The sequence below is a fragment of the Myxococcales bacterium genome (genome assembly GCA_016712525.1).
In the GTDB taxonomy this organism is placed as follows: domain Bacteria; phylum Myxococcota_A; class Polyangia; order Polyangiales; family Polyangiaceae; genus JAAFHV01.
In genome coordinates this window covers 166056-187875 of sequence record JADJQX010000008.1, presented here as the reverse complement: position 1 = coordinate 187875, position 21820 = coordinate 166056, and the positions used below count along the sequence as shown (strand labels likewise).

The window sequence follows — 21820 nt, the reverse complement described above, 5'->3', positions numbered from 1 at the left end:
GTGCCCGTGCCCGTGCCCGCGCCCGGCGATCGGTGACCACGACGGGCCGAGGGAGTTCAGGGCTCTCCGCGTGCCCGTGCCCGGCATGGCGTGGCCGTGTAGGGCCGCGGCGCCGTTGTCGGGCACGGGCACGGGCACGGGCACGTGTACGGGGGAGAGGGGAGAGGGGAGAGGGGAGAGGGGGAGGCGCGGTTGGCCGCGGCGTCGTTGTCGGGCACGGGCACGGGCACGGGCACGGGCACGTGTACGGGGGAGAGGGGAGGCGCGGTTGGCCGCGGCGCCGTTGTCGGGCACGGGCACGGGCACGTGTACGGGGGAGAGGGGAGAGGGGAGGCGCGTTTGGCCACGGCGGGGGCGTAGGACACCGATGGATAGCCCTCGGCCCTCGTGGGCCCGCGTCAGCCGGAGAGGCCGACGAGCGCCCGGCTCGTGTCGTAGAACCGCGCGGCCATCCCGTCGTCGTGGGCGTTCGGGTTCGGCGAGCGCATGGGCCACCCGCCTGCCGCGAGCTTCTTTTCGCGGTAGATGCCGGTTTGGCTGTAGTATGCACCCGATTCGATCTCGGGGGCGAGCAGGGCATAGAGCGTCGTCTGGGCGCCCTCCCACGGCTCGATCATGCCCGAGAGGCGCAAGAACGGCCGGAGCACGGTGTCTTGGAGCCAGGTGGGCATGGTCTGGCGAATGAGGTTCGTCCTCACCCAACCCGGGTGCACGCTCACGGCCGTGATGCCCTTGTCGGCGACGCGCCGTGCGAGCTCCCGTGCGTGGAGGACGTTGGCGAGCTTCGACTGCGCGTAGGCGGACCACCCGTCGTACGGGCGGCGCTCGAAGTGGAGATCGTCGAGATCGATGCGGCCCTCTCGGCCTTGCGCCATGTCGTGGTAGCAGCTCGAGAGCGCGACGATGCGGGACGGCGCGCCCTTCTCGAGGGCACCGAGGAGCAGCTCGGTCAGCAAGAAGTGGCCGAGGTGGTTCGTGCCGATCTGGGTCTCGAAGCCGTCCTTCGTGGTCCCCTTGGGAGTGTTCATGACGCCGGCGTTGTTCACGAGCCCGTGAAGCGCGTCGTGCTTCGCGAGGAAGGCCGCGGCGAAGGCTCGGACGCTCGCGAGGTCGGCGAGGTCGAGGCTCATGACCTCGATGGCCCCTCGGGCGCCGCGCGCCTTCATCTCCGCGGCCGCGCGCTCCCCCTCGGCCACACGGCGGCACGCGAGCACGACGGTCGCCCCCTGCTTCGCGAGCTGCTCGACCGTGACGAGGCCGATGCCCGAGCTGCCCCCGGTGACGACGAACGTCTTCCCGGTGAGGTCGGTGCGGAGGAGAGCTTCGGGGCACATGTGAGGTCGCGGCATGAGGGCTCCTGCGGTCTCCAACAATTAGAGACCAGTGGTCTTTAATTAAACGACCACTGGTCTCTTCGTCAAGGGGGAGTAGATTCGATGGAGATGTCGGGCTTCGTACGTGCGCGAAAACCAGAGCAAAAGGAGGAGCGTCGGGCGCACCTCCTGTCGACCGCGCGTGCCCTCGTCGAAGGTACGGGAGGGGTCGACGGCCTTGGCCTGAACGAGCTCGCGCGGCAGGCGGGCATGACCAAGTCGAACGTGTACCGGTACTTCGAGAGCCGCGAGGCCGTGCTGCTCGCCCTCCTCGAGGCCGAGTACGAGGCGTGGCTCGGCGACCTTCGAGGCTCCCTCCCGAAGCCGTGCACCACGGGGACACGACGACGTCGTCCTGCCCACGAGCGCCGCGCGGCCCCGGGGCCGGCATCGTCGTCCATCGACCAGCTCGCGCGCACCCTCGCGCGCTCTCTCGTTTCGCGGCCGGTGCTCGTGGTGCTGACGAGCGCGCTCCCCACCGTGCTCGAGAGGAACCTGAGCGAAGAGGCGATCGTCGCGTTCAAGCTCCGCTCGGCGGCGTTCTTCGACGAGGTCGCGCTCGTGCTCGAGCCCTACGTGCCGGTCGCGATCGGGGTGCCCCTCATGCACGACGTGGTCGCCGCGCTCGGCGGCCTCTACCCGTACGCGTGCCCCGCCGAGGCCGTTCGTCGAGCCCTCGCGAGACCCGAGCTCTGCTCGATGGCCCGTGACCTCGAGGCGGACCTCGAGCGTTTCGTTCGTGCCCTCGCGAACGACTGGCTCTCGCGAGGTCGGCGCGTCCCCGAGGCGAGCCCCGGCTGAGGTCGCCTAAGAACCTACGTGTGGGCAGGCTTTGCGTTGGATGAAGCTTCCGCGCCGTTGTGGGAAGCGCATACCATGAGGGTTGGTCTCGAATGGCGGATCCCTCGAAGCGCACGGTCCTCGGCGGGCGGTATCGGCTCGACTCCCTGCTCGGCCAGGGAGGCATGGGCACGGTGCACCGCGCGCTCGACTTGAAGCTCGATCGTCCGGTCGCCGTGAAGGTGGTCGACGCGCACTCGCGAACTCCCGACATCCACGCGCGGTTCGTGCGCGAGGCCCGGCGCACCGCGCAGATCCGGCATCCCCACGTCGTCGAGGTGTTCGACCACGGCGAGACCGACTCGGGCGATCTCTACTTCGTCATGGAGCTGCTCGAAGGGGAGCCTCTCTCGGTGCGCCTCGCGCGTGACGGGAGGCTCTCGCTCGGGCGTTTTTTCCGCATCGCGAGGGAGATGTGCGAAGGGCTCGGCGCCGCCCACGCGCTCGGGATCGTGCACCGTGACGTGAAGCCCGCCAACGTGATGCTCGTCGCGAAGGGGCGCGTGAACGACTACGTGAAGATCGTCGACTTCGGGATCGCGAAGGCTCAGAACGCCGGCACGCAGCTCACCGAGGCGGGCATGTTCCTGGGGACGCTCGAGTACATCGCACCCGAGCAAATCATGGGTGAAGCCCTCGACCCTCGCGCGGACGTCTACGCGCTGGGCGTCGTCTTCCACCGCATGCTCACGGGCAAGCCGCTCTACCCGGACGTGCCGCGCTCGGCGCTCGTCATGCACCACCTCGAGACCGTCCCGGCTCGGCCCGAGGTCGCGTGCCCGGAGGCCGGGATCCCTCGTTCTCTCGCGGATCTCGTCATGCGGTGCCTCGAGAAGGACCCGAAGGCGCGCTTCTCGGACGCCACCGAGGTCGCGGCTGCGCTCGCCTCGTTCGAAGGGCTCTTCGCGATCTCCGACGACGGGCCCCCGTCGAGCCGCGTCGTGCCGGCGGCAGGGAGCCAGCCCGCGCTCGACCCGCTCGACGAGGTGACCGTCGCGTCGAGCAGCGGCCCCCACGCCGAGGTCGTGCTCGAGCTCGCCGACGCCCCTCGCTCCGCGGGGACGGCGCTCATGGCGCGCCCGGTCTCCCAAACCTGTGCATCTTGCAAGAAATACGTCGCCGAGACGGCCGACACATGCCCCCATTGTGGGGCTCCTCGGGTCGGCTCCGGCATGCGCCCGGTGACGCGCCGGAGCGCCGCGCTCGCCGCCGTGCCGCCACGCGACTCGGCTCCCGTCGTCCTTCGTGTGCTCGGCGCGATCCCGATGTGGATCTCGGTGCCGCTCACGTTGGGGGCAAGCCTCGGGCTCGCGCTCCTCGTCAAGCTCGAGGTGAGCGAGGGATACGTGGCCCTGTCGCTCGCGGTCGTCGTGGGCATCGTCTCCGTCGTGGCGCGGCGGGTCGCCGATCGCTACGGTACGTGAGCGATGGACGATGCGCTGCTCGGGGGCCGCTATCGGCTCGGGGAAGAGCTCGGCAAGGGAGGTATGGCCCGGGTCGTGCGGGCCTTCGACACGAGGCTCTCGCGCGACTGCGCGGTGAAGATCCTCTCCGCGGATCTCCGTGCGGATCCGGCGTACGTGGCGCGCTTCCACGCGGAGGCCGTGCTCTCGGCCAAGGTCTCGCACCCGTGCCTCGTCGAGGTGATCGACGTCGGAGTGTCGGAGTCGGGCGACGTGTACCTCGTCATGGAGCTGCTCGATGGGGTGCAGCTCGGGTCCGTGATCGACGAGGGGGGAATGGCCCTCGAGCGCTTTTTTCCGGTCGCGCGCGGCGTGCTCGAGGGGCTTCGCGCGCTCCACGCCGCCGGCATCGTCCACCGGGACGTGACCGCTCGCAACGTGATGCTCGTGCGAGGGCTTGAGGGAGAGGAGCGCGTGAAGGTGCTCGACCTCGGCATCGCGAAGGCGACGGGACAGAAGACGCTCACCGAGCCCGGCACGTTCGTGGGCACGCTCCAGTCGATGGCGCCCGAGCAAATTCGTGGCGAGCCCGTCGACGCGCGCGCCGATCTCTACTCGGTCGGCGTCCTCTTTTTTCGCATGCTCTCGGGACATCTCCCCTTCGAGGGCGACGCGACGTCGCTCATGTACCAGCACCTCGAAGCGCGCCCGCCGCCCGTCGAGAGCACGAAGCGTGTCGTGCCGGTCTCGCTCGTCCGCCTCGTCGCGTCCTGCCTCGAGAAGGAGCCTTCGGCGCGCCCCCCTTCGGCCGAAGCGTTGCTCCACGCGCTCTCTCGCATCGAGCGGGGTGAGAGCGAGCCCGAGCCGCCCTTGTCCGCGAGCGCGGACGTTGCGAACGTTCCCGACCTCGCGCTCCCTCCGCCACCCACGCGCACCGAAGCCTCTCCGGCAGGCAGTCTACGCGCCGAGATGGTGCTCGAGCCCGAGCCGACTTCGAACGCCCCGCTCGAGCTCGTCGAGGTCGACCGCAAGCCCGAGACGGCCATCGAGGTCGCCGCTGCGCCGTGCACGACCTGCGGCGCGAAGCTCGCGCCGAACGCCGTCGTCTGTGCCTCGTGCGGGGCACGGGCGTCCGCGATCACGCCGTTCCGAGGGCCGAACGTCGTGCTCGGGCCGAGGGTGCCGGCGTGGCTCGCCCCCGTCGGGATCTTGCCCGTCTCCATCGGCAAGCGTGTGGCGACCTATTCGTTCGGCGCCGCGGTCCTCGCGGCTCTCGCTGGCGGAACGTCCGGGGTGCTCCCCATCACGTTCTTCGTGGTCTCGATCGTCGCGACCGTGGGCGTGGTCGTGAGGCAGCACCTCGACGACGCCGCGTGATGCTCTCCGCCTGTTGGCTGGCCCCAACGGGGGAGGGCGAAGCCTACGGACAGGCACGCGCAACATATTGTAACTATTGAGAAACATCCCGTGTCGTGGGTGGCCGGCCCTTTGCAGGAGGACCGGACATGCAGAACGGCGACATGCCCGCGGTGCCCGACCTCGTCCTCCCTCCGCTCCCGGACAGCGCGAGCACGCCGAGGGCCTCGGAGGTGGCCTGTGACACGCTCGACCTCCCCGAGCTCGAGCTCGCCGTTGCGCCCGTTCGTGCGCACGCGACTGGCGTGAGGTCCCTCCCGTGCCCGGTATGTCAGGCCGAGCTCGGAGCGGACGTGGGGGTGTGCCCCGAGTGCGGCGAGCGGCTCTTCGACGCCGACCTCGTCGCGCCGTTCGACGGAGGCCGCGCCATGGTGCCGGTCCGCGCGGCGAGCATCGTGAGGGAGCCCGTTACGCTCGCCGACGAGGTCGCCTCGTCCTTCCCGATGGCGGCCGCGAAGCGCGTGCTCGTCTATCCGCTGCTCTTGGCCTTCTTCGCCAACCTGCTCGTCCCCTGCCGATTCCACTCGACGTGGGCGTGTCTCCTCGTCTCGGCCGTGGGGCTCGTCGGCGTCGTGGCGAACGTGCGCGCACGCCGGAGCGGTGCGTGAGCGCGCTCGTGGCACCCGGCCTTCAGCGCAGGGAGTAGCGGCGCAGGAGCCCGAGCAGGTACGGGCGGTCCATCTTGGCGAGCCGCGCGGCCTCGGATGCGTTTCCGCCTGCGCGAGCGATGAGATCGGTCACGTAGGCGCGCTCGAAGTCCGCGACCGCCTTCGCTCGGGCGTCTCGGTACCGGACGACCGGGGTCTCGCCGGCGGCATCGCGGTCCTCGTCGCGCGCGGGCGGATCGAGGGGCGCGGCGCCCTCCAGATCCAGCGCGAGGGCGCGTTCGACCGCGTTCCGGAGCTCGCGCACGTTGCCCGCGAAGTGCATGCGCGTGAACGATTCGACGACGCTCTCGGGCACCAAATCGGGTGAGCCGCCGGCCTCTTCCGCGAAGCGCCTCACGAGCAAGGGAATGTCCTCGGGGCGCTCGCGGAGCGGAGGTAGGGAGAGGTGCGCCCCCGCGATGCGGTAGTAGAGATCGGCGCGAAACGTCCCTCGGTTCACCTCGGCGCGGAGGTCGCGGTGGGTGGCCGCGACGATCCGGACGTCGAGCGCGATCTCGGCGGAGCCACCGACCCGTCGCACGCGTTTTCGCTCGAGCGCGCCGAGGAGGGCCGCCTGCGCCGGGCCCGGGAGCTCCCCGATTTCGTCGAGGAAGACCGTGCCGCCGTGCGCGCGCTCGAGCGCCCCGACGTGCCTCGCGACCGCCCCGGTGAACGCGCCGCGCTCGTGGCCGAACAGCTCGGACTCCACCAACTGCGGAGACAGGGCGCCGCAGTCGACGACGACGAACGGCCCTCGCGCGCGCGGCCCTTTGTCGTGCAGGGCCTTGGCGACGAGCTCCTTCCCGGTGCCCGTCTCTCCGGTCACGAGCACCGGGAGGGCGAGCCGCGCGAGCCTCGTGACGTGACGGAGCACGTCGAGCATGCGGGGGCTCCGCGTCACGATCTCGGGCACCTCGGGGACGTCCCCCGGTGCCATGAGGTCGGCGGACGTGACCGTGATCGTGCTGTCTCCGAGGGTGAGCGCCGTCCCTTGGGGCACCTCGGCCGCGGCGATCCTCGCTCGCCCGAGGTACGTCCCGTTGAGGCTCCCGAGGTCGCGCACTCGCACGCCGCTCGAGGTGGGCTCGAGCTCGACGTGGTACCGGCTCACGGTCGGATCGGTGAGGCGGAGGTCGGTGCCCTCTCCCGTGCCGACCGTCGCGCTCGCCCGAGGCTCGGCCGCGAACGTCTTCCCCGCGTCGGGCCCGCGCGAGACGCTCACCGTCACGCGCACGACCTTCTCGTCCGCCCGCGCGATGTCGGCGCGGACGTGTTTTTTCGTGCGCGTGCCGTCGTCCGAGGTCACGTCGCCTTCGCGCCGCTCCTCACGCGGGCCACCTCTTGCGAGAAGATCCGGCGGACGATCGCGATCGCGCACGCGTAGGTGCTGTCGACGCCGAAGAACGAGAGGCTCTTCGACAGGAGCGATTGGCGGCGCGAGTAGGGCGTATCCGACGCGTAGTGGAGGAGGCCGACGTCGAACGACATGTGCGGGTTCAGGTTGACGATCTCGTCCGAGGGGAGCCTCCGCGGGCTCACGAGCTCGTGAACGGCGCCCAAGAAGGGACCGGCCTCCATCTCGAGCACGGTGTACCCGTCTCGGTAGAACGAGGCCATGTAGTCCTTGTTCTGGAGGAACGCGCTCCGGACGGTGACGGCCGACTGGTTGTCGAACACGCTCCCGAAGCGGAGGTGCGCGGCCACGTCGTCGGCGCCGAGGGCGTTGTCGAAGAGGAAGGTGTTGCCCGAGTGCTCGTCGTAGACGGTGTGGCTCACGAGCACGTCGCCGACGCGGCCGTTCAGCGTGGCGGCCTTGCCCATGATGTAGATCCCGCGCACCTCGCCGACGCCTTGCCCCATGCGGGAGAGCAGGTGGTAGGCCGCCATGCCGAGCGGGTAGTCGATGTTGATGAGCACGGCGTCGCTCTTCGCGAGCGCCTCCATGCCCTCGACCTTGAGGCGCGGATCGACGAGCGAGAGATCGAGATCCGAGAGCTTGACGAGCTGGGCGTCGACGTCGATCCGGCCCGGCCCCGAGAGGTGCAAGATGCCGTTTTTGCTCTCGAAATCGCGCACCTCGTTCATCTTCTGCTCGCCTGCGCCGGAGTGGATGAACGCGCGGAGCAGGTAGTAGAGGAGGGGGGCGAGCTCGGCTTCGTCGCCGCTCTCGGCGGCCTTGGCCACGTCGTCGCCGAGGCCCTCGGGGTCGGTCGCGACGGCCCACGCGATCATCTCGCGGCGGTGCGCGCGTGCGTACCCGCCGAGGAGGTTCGCGATCGCGTGCGTGTTCGACGACACGAAGTACACGGGGGCGCGGTCCTTCCCGCGCTCGAGGTACGAGGGCTCGATGGCGCCCCACCAGCGCTGCGCCGCCCGTTGGTACTGGGAGTACGACGAGGCGAGCGAGCGGATCCGAAGATCGAGCCGACCCTTGGCGACCGCCTGCAAGCCCTCGAGGAGGTGACCTTTCCCGAAGGCGTCGGCCAAGCGCTCGGCGCCGCCCTCTTCCAGGCCGAGTGCCGCCTCGAGCAGCGCCGGCTCGTCGGCGAGGGCCTTCTCTTTGCCTCGGTGACCCGAGAGGGCCTGGTGCATCTTGTTCCACTCGATCTGGTACGCGACCAAAATCGGGACGAGGTCGTCGATGTCGCTCACGCTCGCGACGAAGACGGCGAGGCGGTCGTCCCCGTTCCAACGGAGGGGGCGCCTACGCCCTCGCGTCTTCACGATCTGCCACGAACGGACGTCGTATCCGGCGGCCTCGAAGAGCTCGTGCGACTGCCCGAGCACGACGTTGGTGACCTGCGGCATGCACGACGGCAAGCGACCCGCCGCGTAGCCGAAGGCCGAGAGGTCGATCTTGGTCGCGAGCGCCCCCACGTGCAGGGAGGACTTGGAGAAGGCGTGCGCCTCCTCGAGAGCACGAATACGCACCTCCCCCGACGAGCGAAGGAGCGAGTTGTACGTGCGGACGTAGAGGTTGATTTCTTCGGAGGGAAGGACGGGCGGTTGCCGGTGCATCTTCGCCCCTAGCGTAGTCGAGCACGGGCCGGATGGGCGCCCCAATTCTTCGCCCAGGGGGCGTCAGGAGGAGCCGAGGGCCTCGTCGACCAGGGCCTTGGCGCGCGCGATACGACGCTCTTCGTCCTCGGACCGCACGCGCTTCGGGGCGGCCTTGACCTGAAGGTCGGTCTTCTTCGTGAAGAGGCGGCCGAGCAGCCCCTTCGGAGGGGACAGCTCGAAGCCACCCGCTTCGAGCAGCTCGGGAGCTTCGCGCAGCTTGGTGATGACATCGGGGTTCGAGTCGACCCAAGCGAGCGCTTCGTCGAAGGACTCGGCCTGCGTGACCTCGAGGTGCTTTTTCACGCGCCGAGGCTCGTGGCCGTACACCCGGCAAAAGAGCGCCACCATCGCAGCCGTCTCGTCGACCGTGAGGTGCGTGGCGCGATGGAGCTTGATGCCTCCGCACCCCTTTGCGTACACCGCCGTACCGTTCAGCATGAGCACGCCGAAGCCGAGGGCCATGGCGCACACCTCGGAGACGGGGCCGAGGTCGTCGGGGTGGACCTCTTCGCCGCCTTCGGCGAGCACCATCGTACCGACCGAGCGGGCGAGGGCGGTGGTGAGGGTGAACGGGTTGCCCGCGTCGCGCACGTCCACGACGACGCCATAGCCTTCTTCGAGCGCGACGACCCGACCTCGAGCGCCGTTCTCGCCGCCGCCGCCCTTGCCGCACGCGGTGCTACCGCACCCTCCCGCTTGCGCGCTCGCCTCGTCCTCCTCGAACCCGAGCCGGACCGGGAGCTCTTCGTCGAGCGGGGTGTAGCTCACGAGCCGCGTGAGCAGGCGCTCGACGCTCTCGGCGTCGCGCTCGAAGGCGTCGGGGAAATACTCGCCGGTGGGCTCGACGAGCTCGGGGGTTCCGATGACCTCACCGTGCGCCGCACGGAGGCGGGCAGCCTGCGAGATGAGCCAAGTGAACGTGTCGGCCGAGAGCTCCATGGCGTGAGAATAACCCGCCGATTCCGGTCGTCCACCCCGGTCTCCCCGCTCCGCGGTATTCTCCGCCGATGGTCACCGTCGCCACCTTCAACGTGAAGGACTTCTTCGACTCTCCCAAGAACGCCCCCGTGCTCCGCGAGAAGGCCCGGGTCGTCGCGAAGGAGATCGCGCGGGCCGAGGCCGACGTCATCGCCCTGCAAGAGGTCGGGTCCGAGGCGCTCGTCCGCGAGGTGATGTCCCACGTCCCCGGGGGCGAGGGGTTCGAGGTGCTCTTCGGGGGGGCCGACGCGCGCGGCATCGGGAACGCGATCGTGACGCGGGTCCCCGTGCTCTCGTGGGAGGCCATCGCCACGGATACGCTGCCATTTCCCGTGTTTCGTGAGGGAGACGCGCCACCGTTTCCGGGGCGGTTGAGGCTCCGGCGCCCCATCGTCCGGGCGACCCTCGCCTTCGGTCCCCACACGGCCACGTTCTTCTGCACGCACTGGAAGAGCAAGCTCCCCAAGGCCAAAGAGGGCCCCGACGGGAAGGAGCTCTGGTGGGAGGGAGGCCTGGAGCGCGCCGAAGCCGACCTGCGCAGCTTGGTCTCCCGCGCGGCCGAGGCGCTCTTCGTGCGCGGGCTCGTCGAAGCGCGTGCGTCCGCGGGGGAGGAGGTCGTCGTGCTCGGTGATCTCAACGACACCGCGAGCTCGGTCCCGGTGCGCATCGTGCGCGCCGAAGGGCTGCCGCACGAGCTCTTCCCCGCGACCGACGCCGCCCCCGCCGAGGCGCGCACGTCGGTCCTGCATCGGGGCACGCCGGAGCAGATCGATCACGTGCTCGTGACGGCGGGCCTCCGCGAGCGCGTGCGGGAGGCTTCGTTCTTCAACGAGGCCCTCCGCGACCACCCGTTCTCACCGGACGCCGAGCCGACGGTCGACTCGGACCACGCCATGGTCGTGGTCCGCTTCGTCGACTAAAACGTTAGTGGTTTCGAAGGTTTGCGCTACTGGAAGAGCGAGCCCACGGGGTTCTTCCCGTCCTTGGGCGTGACCTTCACCATGCGATCGAGCGCCACCGTGCGGATGAAGTCGAAGCGGTCGTCGCCGGCGTTGATGAAGAACGAGAGCCCGTTCACCTGGGGGCTCGTGTAGCCGCGCGCGTCGGTCTTCTTGCTCACGTGGAGCACGGTGAAGCCGTACATCGCGCGCCCCTGGTACTTCTGGCTCGTCAGGTCGGCGTTGCAGGTGAGCCGCAGGATCGAGAGCTCACGCGGCGAGCCGTTGCCCGCGAGGGTGCGGTGTTTTCCGGCGATCGCCCGCTCGTAGGCCGCGGCGTACTCGCGAACCGCGCGGTCGATCGGGCGCTCGTCGACCTCGTTGGGATCGTAGGTCGTGCGCCGGGGGGCGCTCATGGTCTTGTCGGCGAAGGCCGCGGACGAGGCCTCGTACGGGCGCTGCCGCTCGAGGAGCGCGTGGCCACGCACCGGGTTCTCGAGCTCGTAGGTGGCGAACTTCTTCACGCTCACGTCGTCGATGGGGAGCTTGCCGGGCAAGAGGTTGTCGCCCGACTGCCACATCTCGTACGAGTTGTAGTGCGTGTGGCCGAAGATGAGCGTGCGCACCTGCGGGTTCTTCGCGATGCGATCCATGAGCTCGAGGTTCGAGAACTGGAGCGGCTTCGCGTTCGGCCCCGTGAAGAGGTTCGCCATGCACTTGCCGTCGGCGCCCTTCTCGGCGGGCAGGCAGTCGAACTCGGCGTCGGGACGCATCCACTCTTGCAGGCCGTCGTGGAGGCATGCCTCCTGTTTGTTGCTCGAGAGCGCCCACCACGGAAGCTTGCAGACGACGGGGTTGATGACCTCGCCGATGATGTAGTTGAACGCGCTCTGCTGGACGCTCTGGTACTCGAGCTGCTCGAAGAGGTAGCCGAAGTCCTCGCCGTTGTGCCCGCCGCGCGGATCGTGGTGCGCGAGCATGATGACGTCGTCGCCTGCGTCTTGGGCGCGCACGAGCTCACGATCGATCCAGTCGACCTGCGTCTCGCCGAGGGCGCCGCCGTAGTTCACCGTGTACATGCCCCAGCCCGAGCGCCTGTGCTGGCGCATCTCGAACGAGTTCATGTTCACGTACCGGTTTTTCCCGAACTTCCACGACGCGTAGAGCGGACCGTACGTCTTTTGCCACTGCTGGAGGCCGTCGTAGAGGAACATGTTGCGGTCGGCCACCGGCAGCTCCTTCCAGCCGGTCGTGAACGTGTCGCCCTTCGTGCGCGCGAACCTGCCGGTGTAGATGTCCCTGTGGAGGCCACCGAGCGCGTCTTTGGTGCGGTTCAAGTACGCCTGGTAGTCCGCGAAGCGGAAGTCGGGCCACGCCTTGGGAGAGGCCTCACCTACGACCTCCTCGAGGGACGTGCCCACGGCCGTGTCGACCCCACGCACCGCGCTCGGCACGTGCCCGGTCGCCACGTAGCCGTCGTGGTTTCCGACCGTGAGGAAGATCGGGATCGTCAGGTTCTTCAGGGCTGCCACGATGACCTTCGCCTCCTCGGCGTAGGTCGTGGCCACGTAGCGCTGGCGGAAGCCGCCGGGCGAGCCGCCGTTGTGGAGGTCGCCGTTGAACGTGATGAACGCGGCCTGGCGCACGTTCGTGTTCGGCGTGGTGTTCACGAAGTAGACGAAGTCGTCGAGCTTCGCGAGCGTCTTGCCGTCGTACAAATCGCCTATCGACACCTGCGTGTCGGTCACGTTGAGGGCCGTGTACTCCTCGGTCTCGCGGTCGAACACGCGCACGGCGTTGTACTGGTACTCGTACACGGGCTTGCCGCCGACCTGGAGGAGCGCGTTGTCGGCGCGCACCTCCATGCGGACGTCGTAGAGGCCCGAGGCCACGGCCGCCATCACGTCTTGGCGGAACACGAACCTGTACGTCTTTCGGGCCTTGAGCGCCGCGGGCATGTCGGCGGGCTCGTCGTGCATCAAGATCTCGCTCGGCTTGATGCGGATGACGCCGGTCCCCGCGCCGTAGAGGGCAGGGGTCTTGACCTCGGTGTTTTGCGCGCGCTGGGCGCGAGGCACGAGCAGGAAGAACACGCCGCTCGCGTTCGTCTCCGTGAGCTGCACCGTGTGGAGCTGCGTGCCGGCCTTGGGCCCCTTGTCCACCGGCGAGAGGTGGCGGAGCACGGCGTCCTCGATCCGGCTCACGATCATGAACGAGTCCTTCGGATCGCCCTTCACGTAGAGGTTCGGGTTGCCGAGGGTCGGGTAGATCAGGCGATCGATCATGACGTGACCGTCGATCGCGTAGGGCATGACCTGCTCGTTCTGCGCGGCGTCGGCGTAGAACACGTCGGACAGGTACGTCTCGCCCTTCTCGCTGATGACCTCCCACGGTCGCTCCTTGCGGAGGTCGACCGGAGGCTCGGTCGGCGGAGGCACGCTCCCCGTCCCGGTGGGCACCGTCGCCGTAGGGTCGGGGGGCGTCCCGCCCGGGTCCGTCTCGGAGCCGCAGCCCTGGAGGTGAACGAACCCAAAGACCAAAGGAAAGAGCCCGACCCAACCCGCGCGCGCAAGCCTTCGCATGGTGTCGATCATCGCACGCGGACGTGACCCCTTCGAGTCTCGAAGGAGGAAAATCCGCATGGATAACGCAGATCTCACGCGCTGCGTCGAGCTGCGTGGGTAGATGTCGGTCGGGGTGCGTGCGCGCGGCCGAAGCGTCTCAGGCGTGCGGCATCGTCATGAGCTGATGCAGGAGCTGCTCCGGAGGCGCGCCACCGAGGATTCCCTGATCGATCGCGTGGAGGATCGGGGTCCGGAGGTCGCGTTTGTCGGCCCACGCGAGCACGCGCGGCACGAGCTCGACCGCTTCCACCCGGAGCTTCACCTCGGCGAGGGCTTGCTCGCGAGACTTGCCGGAAGCCAAGAGGCGTCCGAGCACGATCTCGGGCCGATCGTCTTGGACGATGGCGGCGAGGAGGTCGCCGTAGCCGGCGAGGCCGAGCAAGGTCCTGTCCTCCCCGCCGGCCGCGACCGCGATGCGTGCCGCCTCGTTGACGCTTCGGGTCATGAAGGCTGCCACGAGCCCCGCGCTCATGCCGAGGCCGCGGGCGAACCCTCCCGCGATCGCGATGCACCCGACGAGGGCCGAGCCCCACTCGAGGCCGCGGAGGTCGTGGGTCGCGTAGACGCGGAGCGACGGCGAAGCGAAGGCCTCCGTGAGCACCTCGTTCACCTCGGGGAAACGAGAGCCCGTCACGATCACGCTCGGCCTCCCGGCGTGGAGATCGGCCTCGAGGGCCGGGCCACCGAGGGCCCCCACGCGCCGCGCCGGGGTCTCGTCGCGGAGCACGTCGCTCACGGTCTCGAGGTCGTCGCCGACGAGCCCGCGGACCCCGTGTACGACGTAGTGTTGGCCACCGAGGTGGTCTCCGAGCTCGCGCGCGACCTCGCGTGCGACCCCCGTGGGCACGGCGAAGATGACGAGCCTGGCGGCCTCGCAGCCCTCCCGCATCGTCACGCGGCGCGCGCCCTCGGGGAGGAGACCCTCCCGCCGCGTGACGACGAGCGCCGTCCCTCCCGCTCGCCCGATCGAAGCCGCGAGCGCGAGCCCCCAAGGTCCACCGCCCACCACGCACACGTTCCTCGCCGTCATGGCGAGAACGATACACGGCTTTGGGTCAGGGTGAACGGCCCCGCCGCTTCGGCTCGGCGCGTCGCTCCCGGACGTCGGCTTGGCGTGCGCGCTTGGGCCTCGGGGGGAAGACCTCGGAGCGGGCGGACGACAGCAAGGTCTCGATGGCGGGGTGCGCGACCTTCCGCGTCACGGTGACGGCGTAGTACCGCTCTCGGAGCGGCTCGAGCAGGCCCGCGAGCGCGAGGCCCCTCGCCGCCAACGTGGGCTCGGCGAGGGCGTTCGGGCCCACGAAGAGGCCCTTTCCCATCTCCCCGAAGGTGGTCAGGAGGGCGGCGTCCTGGATCTCGCCCACCACGTCGGGGACGATGCCGTGCTCGTCGAGCCAGCCGTCGAGCGCGCGCCGGAGCGGGGTGCCCTTCGTCGGCAGAAGGAGGGGCAGGCCCGCGAGCGAATACGGAAACTGCTTCTTCGCGCGTTTCACGAGGGCCTCGACGCCGAACACCCCCACCTCGACCTCTCCGAGGAGGTGGTTCTCGGCGCGCGCGTCGTGCGAAGGCCCGATGGGGCCGTCGGCGAGCACCACGTCGAGCTCGCGCGCGAGCAGGCCGTCGAGCAGACGCGCGGCCGTGTCCTCGTAGCAGACCACGCGGAACCCCTCCTCGCCGCCGAGGACGGGCTCGAGCACGCGGTAGGCCACGAGCTTCGGGATGGCGTCGACGATGCCGATGGTGAGCCTCGACGGGCGGCCTCGCGAGCGGCCGCGCACCGTGTCCGACAGCTCGGCGCCGAGGGCGAAGATCTCCTCGGCGAACCGGAACGCCACCTTGCCCACCTCGGTCGGGCGCACGGTGCGGCCCTCGCGCTCGATGAGCTTCTGCCCGAGCGCGCCCTCGAGCAGGCGGATCTGCTCGCTCACGGTGGGCTGAGAGACCCGGAGCTTCGCCGCGGCCTTCGACACGCTCCCCTCGCGGGCGACCGCCCAGAAGTACCGGAGGTGGTGAAAATTCAGAAAATCCATCGGGTCGAGACACGACTATAGGAAAAAACGATGGGTTCGGCGCAGATTACCTATTGGCTTCCGGGGCCGGGTCGTCGCACAACGTGGGGGCATGGGTCTCGGTCAAAGCGGGCAAGGCACCCTCTGGGTGATCTTTGCCGTGGTGGTTTCGTTCGTGGTGGCGCTCGATCTGGGCGTCCTCCAGCGAAATCCCCGCGATCCGTCGGCGAAAGAGGCCCTCCTCTTCACGCTCCTCTGGGTCGGCCTCGCGACGATCTTCGGCGGGATCGTCACGGCCAAGCTCGGCGCGGCGAGCGGCACGCAGTTCTTCGCGGCCTACCTCCTCGAGAAGGTGCTCTCGGTCGACAACCTCTTCGTCCTCATCCTCGTCTTCGCGCAGTTCAAGGTGCCTCGCGCGGCCCAGCGCAAGGTGCTCGCGGCCGGTGTGCTCGGGGCCGTCGTGCTCCGCACGGCGTTCATCGTCGGCGGCGTGACGCTCGTGGAGCGCTTTCACGTGCTCACCTACCTCATGGGCGGGTTCCTCATCTTCGCAGCGGCGAAGACCGCGTTTTCGTCCGAGGAAGAAGAGGAAGAGGAGCAGAAGCCCGACGGGGTGGTCGTCCGCCTCGCTCGGAAGGTGCTTCCCATCTCCGACCAGATGGAGGGCGCGTCCTTCTTCGTCCGCCGCGAGGGCAAGCTCCTCGTGACGCCCCTCGTGCTGGCGCTCGTCGCGGTCGAGACGGCCGACATCGTCTTCGCGGTCGACTCGATCCCGGCCGTGTTCGGCGTCACCAAGAGCGCGTTCATCGCCCTCACCTCGAACATCTTCGCGATCTTGGGCCTAAGGTCGCTCTACTTCCTCTTGCAGGGCGCGCTCGCGAAGCTCGAGTACTTGAAGCCCGGCCTCGCGGCGGTGCTCGCGTTCGTGGGAATCAAGATGGTCGTGTCACGGTGGGTGGAGATCCCCGCTGCCGCGAGCCTCGCCGTGATCGTCGGGATCCTCGCGCTCGCCACGATCGCCTCGCTCCGCGCCGCGAAAGACAAGGCCGACGAGCCCGAGGCCGACGCCGTGCCCGAAGAGGACGACTGACGAACGGCCGAGCTCTCGCCCCTCCGCGGCTCGGGCGAGGGCGGCGCCGCGCGATGGGGCGCGCGAGACGTGCTAAAACGGCTGCGTGACACGGATCACCTTCGGCAAGCGCCGACCGCCCGAGCCCCCGCGTTTCCTCCCGACGACCCGCGCGGACCTCGACGCCCGAGGGTGGGACGCGCTCGACATCCTCATCGTCACGGGAGATGCGTACGTCGATCATCCCGCCTTCGGGCCGGTGCTCATCGCGAGGTTCCTCGAGGGGCGAGGGTACCGGGTCGGTCTCATCGCGCAGCCCCGGTGGGACGACGCCTCCGACATCGCGCGCATGGGGCGCCCGAAGCTCTTCGTCGGGGTCGCGGCGGGCAACCTCGACTCGATGCTCAACAAGCTCACCGCCCAGAAGAAGACGCGCGGCGAGGACCAGTACACGCCCGGCGGCCGCACCGAGGCGCGCCCCAACCGAGCGACGATCGTCTACTCGAACCTCTGCCGCCAGGCGTTCCCCGGGCTCCCTATCGTGCTCGGTGGGATCGAGGCCTCTCTCCGGCGCATCGCCCACTACGACTACTGGTCGGACAAGGTACGACGTAGCCTCCTGCTCGACGCGAAGGCCGATCTGCTCGTCTTCGGCATGGGCGAACGGCCCGCGTGGGAGATCGCGCGCCGCCTTTCCGCCGGCGAGCCCGTCTCGGCGCTGACGGACGTGCGCGGCACGGCCCACGTCAAGAAGAACCGAAAGGCCTGGGAGCCCCTCCTCGCCGACCAGAGCCGCTACACGACCGACGGGAAGCTGCTCGTCTTGCCCTCGTACGACGAGGTCGTCGCCGACAAGGCCGCGTTCGCGCGGATGTCGCGCCTCTTCCAGTACGAGACGAACCCGCACAACGGCCGGCCCATGCTCCAGGTGCACGGCGAAGAGGCTGTATATTACAACTCTCCGGCGCTCCCCTTGAACGAGGCCGAGATGGACGGCCTCTACGATCTCCCGTTCGCGCGCCTCCCGCACCCCTCGTACGACGAGCGCATCCCTGCGTACGAGACCGTGAAGCACTCCGTGGTCACCATGCGCGGGTGCTTCGGCGGGTGCACGTTCTGCAGCATCACCGAGCACGAGGGGCGCATCATCCAGAGCCGCAGCGAGGCGAGCGTCCTCCGCGAGGTGCGCGAGCTCTCTCGGATGGACGGCTTTCGAGGCGTGCTCTCGGACGTGGGCGGCCCCACCGCCAACATGTACAAGATGACCTGCAAGGACGAAAAGACCGAGTCGGCCTGCCGCAGGCTGTCGTGTGTCCACCCGGGCATCTGCGAGAACCTCGTCACCGATCACGCGCCGCTCATCTCGCTGCTCAAGAAGGTGCGCGAAGCGGACGGCATCAAGAAGGTCTTCGTCGCGAGCGGCGTGCGGTACGACTTGGCCGAGCGGAGCCCCGAGTTCGTGAAGGAGCTCGCGCGCCACCACACGGGCGGCCAGCTCTCGGTCGCGCCCGAGCACTCGAACGACTCGGTGCTCGACAAGATGAAGAAGCCCGGCATCGCGAGCTACGAGCGCTTCGCCGAGACGTTCTCCTGCGCGAGCCAGGAGGCCGGCAAAGAGCAGTACCTCGTGCCCTATTTCATCACGGGCCACCCGGGCTCCACCCTGAAGGACGCCGTCGATCTCGCGCTCTACCTGAAGAGACACGGCATGCGGCCGCGTCAGGTCCAAGACTTCATCCCGACGCCCATGGCCGTGGCGACGACCATGTACTATACAGGCATCGACCCGCTCTCGGGGGAGCCCGTGTACACGGCCACGAGCCTGCGCGAAAAGAAGATGATGAAGGCCCTCGTCTTCTACTGGGACGAGCAGCATTGGCCGCTCGCACGCGAGGCGCTCCGGCTCGCCGGTCGGAGCGACCTCATCGGTCGCGCGCCGCACTGCCTCGTTCCCCCCGAGTACGGCGTCACCGCGCCGAGGGCCCCCGGCGGGCACGGCAAGACGCCCGTCGGTGCGAGCGCACGCCCCGGGCCGCGACCGCACGGAACGCGCCCCAAGGGGCCTCCGCCACGTGCGGGAGGACGACCCGGGCCGAAGGGGCGCTGAGCGCGCGCGTCGTCCGAGGCCCGCGCGCGAGGCCTCGACGCGCTCCCACGTCGACGTACCCTGACCTACCTCTTCGTGAACTTGCCCCGGTGCTCGGGGTGCTCGTTCTCGAAGGCTTGGAGGCTCTCTCGGGTGATCTCGACCTCGACGCGGCCCTCGCCTCGCAGCGTGGCTTGGCAGCCGAGGCGCGAGGTCGCGCGAACGTCGAAGGCCTTGTCGAGGATGTCCTCTTCTTCGTCCTCGGCGGGAGACAAGAGGCTCGCCCCCGAGAGCACGTACACGTGGCACGTCGAGCACGCGCACACACCACCGCAGGCGTACCCCTCGGGGGCCTCGACGGACTGCGCGGCCTTCAAGATGCTGGTGCCCACGGGCACTTCGACTTCGGCGTAGCCTTTGAAAACGACGGTCGGCACGGTGTTCTACCCTGGTTTTTCTGCCTTCGCCGTCGAGGGCGAGGCTTCGGTCGTCAGTCGACGGGGCGCGCGGTGTGGGCGTTCTCGATGCCCTTCGCGTGGGCCACGTCGCGCTCGAGGCTCCCGAGATCTTTGCCGCCGATGGCCTTCGCGATGGCCTCGTTCATGCGGCGACCGGCGAGGTCACGGGTGGCCCTGTCGAGGTCGTCGAGCCGAGCGCGGATCGCGTGAGCGTCCGAGCCCGTCTGTGCCGCGCGCAAGGCCGCGAGCGCCGCCGTGATGGCCTCGCGCTCCCCCGGGACGAGCAGGTGCGCGTCACGGGTGATGGCTTTTTCGGTCGCGTGCGCGACGCGCTCGGACTCGACGCGGGCCTCGAGGAGGCGCCGCTTCTCGAGGTCGTCCTCTCCGTGATCGAGCGCGTCCAGCAGCATGCGCTCCACGGTCTCGTCGTCGAGGCCGTACGAAGGCACGACCTCCACCCGCTGCTCGATCCCGGTCAGCGTCTCGCGCGCGTGCACCGACAAGAGTCCGTCGGCGTCGACCTTGAAGGTGACCTCGAGCCGCGGGATGCCCGCCGGCATGGGAGGGATCCCCTTCAGCGTGAAACGCGCGAGGCTCCGGCAGTCCGCCGCGAGCTCCCGCTCGCCCTGCACGACGTGCAGCACGAAGCCCGTCTGGTTGTCCTCTTGGGTCGTGTAGGTCCCGCGCGCTCCCGTCGGGATCGTGGTGTTGCGGCCGAGGATCTTGTCGACCACGCCGCCGCCGACCTCGATGCCCAGCGAGAGCGGGAGCACGTCGAGCAAGAGCACCTCGCCGTCCCGCGAGGCGTTCGTCAGAATGTCGGCCTGGATGGCCGCACCGAGGGCGACCACGTTGTCGGGATCGATGCCGGAGAGCGGCTCTTTCTTGAACAAATTCGAGACGTAACGCCTCACGGCCGGCACCCGTGTGGAGCCCCCGACGAGCAGCACGCCGTCGAGCTCCTCGGCCTTGATGCCCGCGTCGCGGAGGGCCCTGCGGCAGGCTACGCCGGTGCGCTCGAGCAGCGGCGCGACCAGCGTGTCGAGCTCGTCTCGGGTGAGGGTGACCGTCTTTCCGTCTCGCCCCGGCACCTCGGCGGTCGCCGTCGTGCTGTCGGTCAGCGTGTGCTTCATCGCGCGGGCGAGGTCGAGCACCGCGCGCACGTCCTCGGGGGAACGCGTGGCCTCGGCCTCTCCGAGCTTCTCGTAGATGGCGTGCGCGATGGCGTGGTCCATGTCGTCGCCGCCGAGCGCGCTGTCGCCGCCCGTGGATTTCACCTGGAAGACGCCGTCCTCGAGGAGGAGGATCGTGACGTCGAACGTGCCACCTCCGAGGTCGTACACCGCGAACGTGCCGTTCCGTTTGGCGTCGAGCCCGTACGCGAGGGCCGCGGCCGTGGGCTCGTTCAAGAGGCGCAGCACCTCGAGCCCGGCGAGCTTCGCGGCGTCCTTGGTGGCCTGGCGCTGGGCGTCGTCGAAGTAGGCCGGCACGGTGATCACGCACCCGCCCACCGTGCGGAGCTCGTCCTCGGCGAGCTCGCGGAGCGACTTCAAGATCTCGGCCGACACCTCGACGGGCGTGACCGCCCTCCCGTGCACGCCGAAGCGCACGGTGTTCGGCCCCGAAGGCGCGGGCGGCAAGAACTCGTACGGCCCGAGCTTCCTCGTCTCGGGGTCGTCGCCGCCGCGGCCCATGAAGCGCTTCACGCTCACGATGGTCTCGCGCGGGTGCTCGTAGGCGAGGCTCTGCGCCGCTTTGCCCACGATGACGTGGCCACGGGGATCGTAGTGGACGACGCTCGGCACGAGCGTCTCGGAGTGGCAATCGGCGATGGGGGTCGGCACGCCGTCCCGCACGTAGGCGACGAGCGAGTTCGTGGTGCCGAGGTCGATGCCGACGGCCCTCGGCGGGGCCTTGGGGTCGAAGATCTCAAGAAGCATCGAAAGACTCCTCTACGGCGGAAACCTCGTCGAGGAACCGGCGGAAAAAACGCAGCTCACCGAGCAAGTGGAGCTTTTCGGCCACGGTCTCGGGCTCGTGGAACGCCGACGCGAGCGCCGCGATGGCGCGCGCCTCTTCTCGTTCGGCCTCGGCGCGGAGCCCCGCGACGGCGGAGAGGTCCTTCGCGTCCTTGGCGTCGGAGAGGGCCTCTCGTTTTTCGAGCACGTCCATGAGCAGCGCGGGGCTCGCCTTGGGCTCTCGATCCTCGCCCGTCGCCACGCCGAGACGCGCGAAGAGGGCCTCGGCGCGCGTGAGCGGATCACGCACGACGCGGAAGGCCTCGTTCACTTGGACGGCGCGCTCGAGGGCGGCGCGGCGCTCCGTCGCGGACGCGTTCGTGTAGCGGTCGGGGTGGAGCGCGCGGGACAGCTCGCGGTGGGTCTTTTCGAGGGCCTTCTCGTCGACGTCGAAGGCGTCGGGGAGGCCGAGCACGGAGAACGGGTTCACGGGATGCTCCGGGGCGCGCGCGCTCGTCGGGGCGGCGCCCCTCGTTCAGACTTGGAAGCTGTGGCCGCAGCCGCAGCTCGCCTTTTCTTGGGGGTTCTCGAACTTGAAGCCCTGCTGGAGGAGCTTCTGCTCCCACTCGAGCACGGTGCCGTTCAAGTAGACGAGGCTCTTCGGGTCGACGAGCACGCGCACGGGGGTGCCGTCCTCGGCGACGTAGTCGAGCACGAGGTCGCGGGCGCGAGGCGGCCCGTCGTGGAACTCGATGACGTACGAGAAGCCCGAGCAGCCGCCCCCGCGGATGCCGACGCGCAACGACGTATCGGGGACGTTGCGCTTCTGGATCTGCTTCTTGATGGCCTCGACCGCGCGGGGGCTCACCGTCATGCCGAGGGCCTTGGTCTTGGGCTCTTCGGTCTGCGGCTCTTTTTTCGGGGTCTCGGCGCTCGTGGGGGCGGCGTTCATGGCGGTGTC

The 21820-nt window shown here is 69.4% G+C and carries 18 protein-coding genes; 7 read left to right on the top strand and 11 right to left on the bottom strand.

The window, feature by feature from the left end; translation table 11 throughout:
* Positions 1 to 398: 398 nt before the first annotated feature.
* Positions 399 to 1349 (bottom strand): SDR family oxidoreductase, encoded by a 951-nt coding sequence (locus IPK71_30285; protein ID MBK8218038.1) that lies wholly within the window; start codon positions 1347 to 1349, stop codon positions 399 to 401.
* A gap of 93 nt (positions 1350 to 1442) precedes the next feature.
* On the opposite strand from IPK71_30285, the gene IPK71_30280 reads away from it, so the two are divergent.
* From IPK71_30280 to IPK71_30265, 4 genes are all read left to right on the top strand, one after another.
* A complete protein-coding gene (locus tag IPK71_30280) occupies positions 1443 to 2174 on the top strand; it encodes a TetR/AcrR family transcriptional regulator (protein MBK8218037.1) in 732 nt (243 codons plus the stop codon).
* A gap of 92 nt (positions 2175 to 2266) precedes the next feature.
* The gene (locus tag IPK71_30275) at positions 2267 to 3637 is read left to right on the top strand and encodes a serine/threonine protein kinase (GenBank protein ID MBK8218036.1); all 1371 of its coding nucleotides are present in this window, start codon (positions 2267 to 2269) and stop codon (positions 3635 to 3637) included.
* A gap of 3 nt (positions 3638 to 3640) precedes the next feature.
* Positions 3641 to 4993, top strand: a complete 1353-nt coding sequence (locus tag IPK71_30270) for a protein kinase (GenBank protein MBK8218035.1) — start codon at positions 3641 to 3643, stop codon at positions 4991 to 4993.
* 128 nt (positions 4994 to 5121) lie between these two features.
* Complete coding sequence (locus IPK71_30265; GenBank protein MBK8218034.1) at positions 5122 to 5640, top strand: hypothetical protein; 519 nt, start codon at positions 5122 to 5124, stop codon at positions 5638 to 5640.
* A gap of 22 nt (positions 5641 to 5662) precedes the next feature.
* Here the strand turns inward: IPK71_30265 and IPK71_30260 are convergent, their stop codons facing one another.
* The 3 genes from IPK71_30260 to IPK71_30250 form a co-directional block, all read right to left on the bottom strand.
* On the bottom strand, positions 5663 to 6985 hold the full coding sequence (locus IPK71_30260) for a sigma 54-dependent Fis family transcriptional regulator (GenBank protein ID MBK8218033.1): 1323 nt from the start codon (positions 6983 to 6985) through the stop codon (positions 5663 to 5665).
* Positions 6982 to 8697 carry a hypothetical protein gene (locus tag IPK71_30255; protein ID MBK8218032.1) on the bottom strand — a complete coding sequence of 572 codons (1716 nt, stop codon included), beginning with the start codon at positions 8695 to 8697 and terminating at the stop codon, positions 6982 to 6984. Before IPK71_30255 ends, IPK71_30260 begins: the two co-directional genes overlap by 4 nt.
* A gap of 63 nt (positions 8698 to 8760) precedes the next feature.
* Positions 8761 to 9678: a hypothetical protein gene (locus IPK71_30250; GenBank protein ID MBK8218031.1), complete on the bottom strand. Its 918-nt coding sequence runs from the start codon at positions 9676 to 9678 to the stop codon at positions 8761 to 8763.
* 68 nt (positions 9679 to 9746) lie between these two features.
* Between IPK71_30250 and IPK71_30245 the strand changes: the two genes are divergently transcribed.
* Positions 9747 to 10637 carry an endonuclease/exonuclease/phosphatase family protein gene (locus IPK71_30245; GenBank protein ID MBK8218030.1) on the top strand — a complete coding sequence of 297 codons (891 nt, stop codon included), beginning with the start codon at positions 9747 to 9749 and terminating at the stop codon, positions 10635 to 10637.
* Positions 10638 to 10663: 26 nt separating this feature from the next.
* On the opposite strand, the gene IPK71_30240 is transcribed toward IPK71_30245, so the two are convergent.
* From IPK71_30240 to IPK71_30230, 3 genes are all read right to left on the bottom strand, one after another.
* Positions 10664 to 13237: a metallophosphoesterase gene (locus IPK71_30240; GenBank protein ID MBK8218029.1), complete on the bottom strand. Its 2574-nt coding sequence runs from the start codon at positions 13235 to 13237 to the stop codon at positions 10664 to 10666.
* A 139-nt stretch (positions 13238 to 13376) separates the two neighbouring features.
* On the bottom strand, positions 13377 to 14309 hold the full coding sequence (locus tag IPK71_30235; GenBank protein ID MBK8218028.1) for a glycerol-3-phosphate dehydrogenase: 933 nt from the start codon (positions 14307 to 14309) through the stop codon (positions 13377 to 13379).
* Between the two features lie 25 nt (positions 14310 to 14334).
* Positions 14335 to 15309, bottom strand: coding sequence for a LysR family transcriptional regulator (locus IPK71_30230; protein ID MBK8218027.1), 975 nt, complete (start codon positions 15307 to 15309; stop codon positions 14335 to 14337).
* A gap of 91 nt (positions 15310 to 15400) precedes the next feature.
* Here IPK71_30230 and IPK71_30225 point away from each other — a divergent pair, with 91 nt between their 5' ends.
* Positions 15401 to 16378 carry a TerC/Alx family metal homeostasis membrane protein gene (locus IPK71_30225; GenBank protein MBK8218026.1) on the top strand — a complete coding sequence of 326 codons (978 nt, stop codon included), beginning with the start codon at positions 15401 to 15403 and terminating at the stop codon, positions 16376 to 16378.
* A gap of 94 nt (positions 16379 to 16472) precedes the next feature.
* Entirely contained in the window at positions 16473 to 18464 is a 1992-nt protein-coding gene (locus IPK71_30220) for a YgiQ family radical SAM protein (protein MBK8218025.1), read from the top strand.
* Positions 18465 to 18529: 65 nt separating this feature from the next.
* Here the strand turns inward: IPK71_30220 and IPK71_30215 are convergent, their stop codons facing one another.
* The 4 genes from IPK71_30215 to IPK71_30200 are packed head-to-tail and all read right to left on the bottom strand — an operon-like array spanning position 18530 to position 21811.
* Positions 18530 to 18880, bottom strand: a complete 351-nt coding sequence (locus IPK71_30215) for a 2Fe-2S iron-sulfur cluster binding domain-containing protein (protein MBK8218024.1) — start codon at positions 18878 to 18880, stop codon at positions 18530 to 18532.
* A 53-nt stretch (positions 18881 to 18933) separates the two neighbouring features.
* The gene (gene hscA / locus IPK71_30210) at positions 18934 to 20841 is read right to left on the bottom strand and encodes a Fe-S protein assembly chaperone HscA (GenBank protein MBK8218023.1); all 1908 of its coding nucleotides are present in this window, start codon (positions 20839 to 20841) and stop codon (positions 18934 to 18936) included.
* Positions 20831 to 21349 carry a Fe-S protein assembly co-chaperone HscB gene (hscB, locus tag IPK71_30205; protein MBK8218022.1) on the bottom strand — a complete coding sequence of 173 codons (519 nt, stop codon included), beginning with the start codon at positions 21347 to 21349 and terminating at the stop codon, positions 20831 to 20833. The genes hscA and hscB overlap by 11 nt, the downstream gene beginning before the upstream one ends.
* A gap of 45 nt (positions 21350 to 21394) precedes the next feature.
* On the bottom strand, positions 21395 to 21811 hold the full coding sequence (locus IPK71_30200; GenBank protein MBK8218021.1) for an iron-sulfur cluster assembly accessory protein: 417 nt from the start codon (positions 21809 to 21811) through the stop codon (positions 21395 to 21397).
* Positions 21812 to 21820 lie beyond the last annotated feature (9 nt).

What these genes read in the sequence shown, in the direction of transcription:
- IPK71_30285 (MBK8218038.1), bottom strand. Translation starts at nt 1,349, where the DNA reads ATGCCGCGACCTCACATGTGCCCCGAAGCTCTCCTCCGCACCGACCTC.
- IPK71_30280 (MBK8218037.1), top strand. Translation starts at nt 1,443, where the DNA reads ATGTCGGGCTTCGTACGTGCGCGAAAACCAGAGCAAAAGGAGGAGCGT.
- IPK71_30275 (MBK8218036.1), top strand. Translation starts at nt 2,267, where the DNA reads ATGGCGGATCCCTCGAAGCGCACGGTCCTCGGCGGGCGGTATCGGCTC.
- IPK71_30270 (MBK8218035.1), top strand. Translation starts at nt 3,641, where the DNA reads ATGGACGATGCGCTGCTCGGGGGCCGCTATCGGCTCGGGGAAGAGCTC.
- IPK71_30265 (MBK8218034.1), top strand. Translation starts at nt 5,122, where the DNA reads ATGCAGAACGGCGACATGCCCGCGGTGCCCGACCTCGTCCTCCCTCCG.
- IPK71_30255 (MBK8218032.1), bottom strand. Translation starts at nt 8,697, where the DNA reads ATGCACCGGCAACCGCCCGTCCTTCCCTCCGAAGAAATCAACCTCTAC.
- IPK71_30250 (MBK8218031.1), bottom strand. Translation starts at nt 9,678, where the DNA reads ATGGAGCTCTCGGCCGACACGTTCACTTGGCTCATCTCGCAGGCTGCC.
- IPK71_30245 (MBK8218030.1), top strand. Translation starts at nt 9,747, where the DNA reads ATGGTCACCGTCGCCACCTTCAACGTGAAGGACTTCTTCGACTCTCCC.
- IPK71_30240 (MBK8218029.1), bottom strand. Translation starts at nt 13,237, where the DNA reads ATGCGAAGGCTTGCGCGCGCGGGTTGGGTCGGGCTCTTTCCTTTGGTC.
- IPK71_30235 (MBK8218028.1), bottom strand. Translation starts at nt 14,309, where the DNA reads ATGACGGCGAGGAACGTGTGCGTGGTGGGCGGTGGACCTTGGGGGCTC.
- IPK71_30230 (MBK8218027.1), bottom strand. Translation starts at nt 15,309, where the DNA reads ATGGATTTTCTGAATTTTCACCACCTCCGGTACTTCTGGGCGGTCGCC.
- IPK71_30225 (MBK8218026.1), top strand. Translation starts at nt 15,401, where the DNA reads ATGGGTCTCGGTCAAAGCGGGCAAGGCACCCTCTGGGTGATCTTTGCC.
- hscA (MBK8218023.1), bottom strand. Translation starts at nt 20,841, where the DNA reads ATGCTTCTTGAGATCTTCGACCCCAAGGCCCCGCCGAGGGCCGTCGGC.
- IPK71_30200 (MBK8218021.1), bottom strand. Translation starts at nt 21,811, where the DNA reads ATGAACGCCGCCCCCACGAGCGCCGAGACCCCGAAAAAAGAGCCGCAG.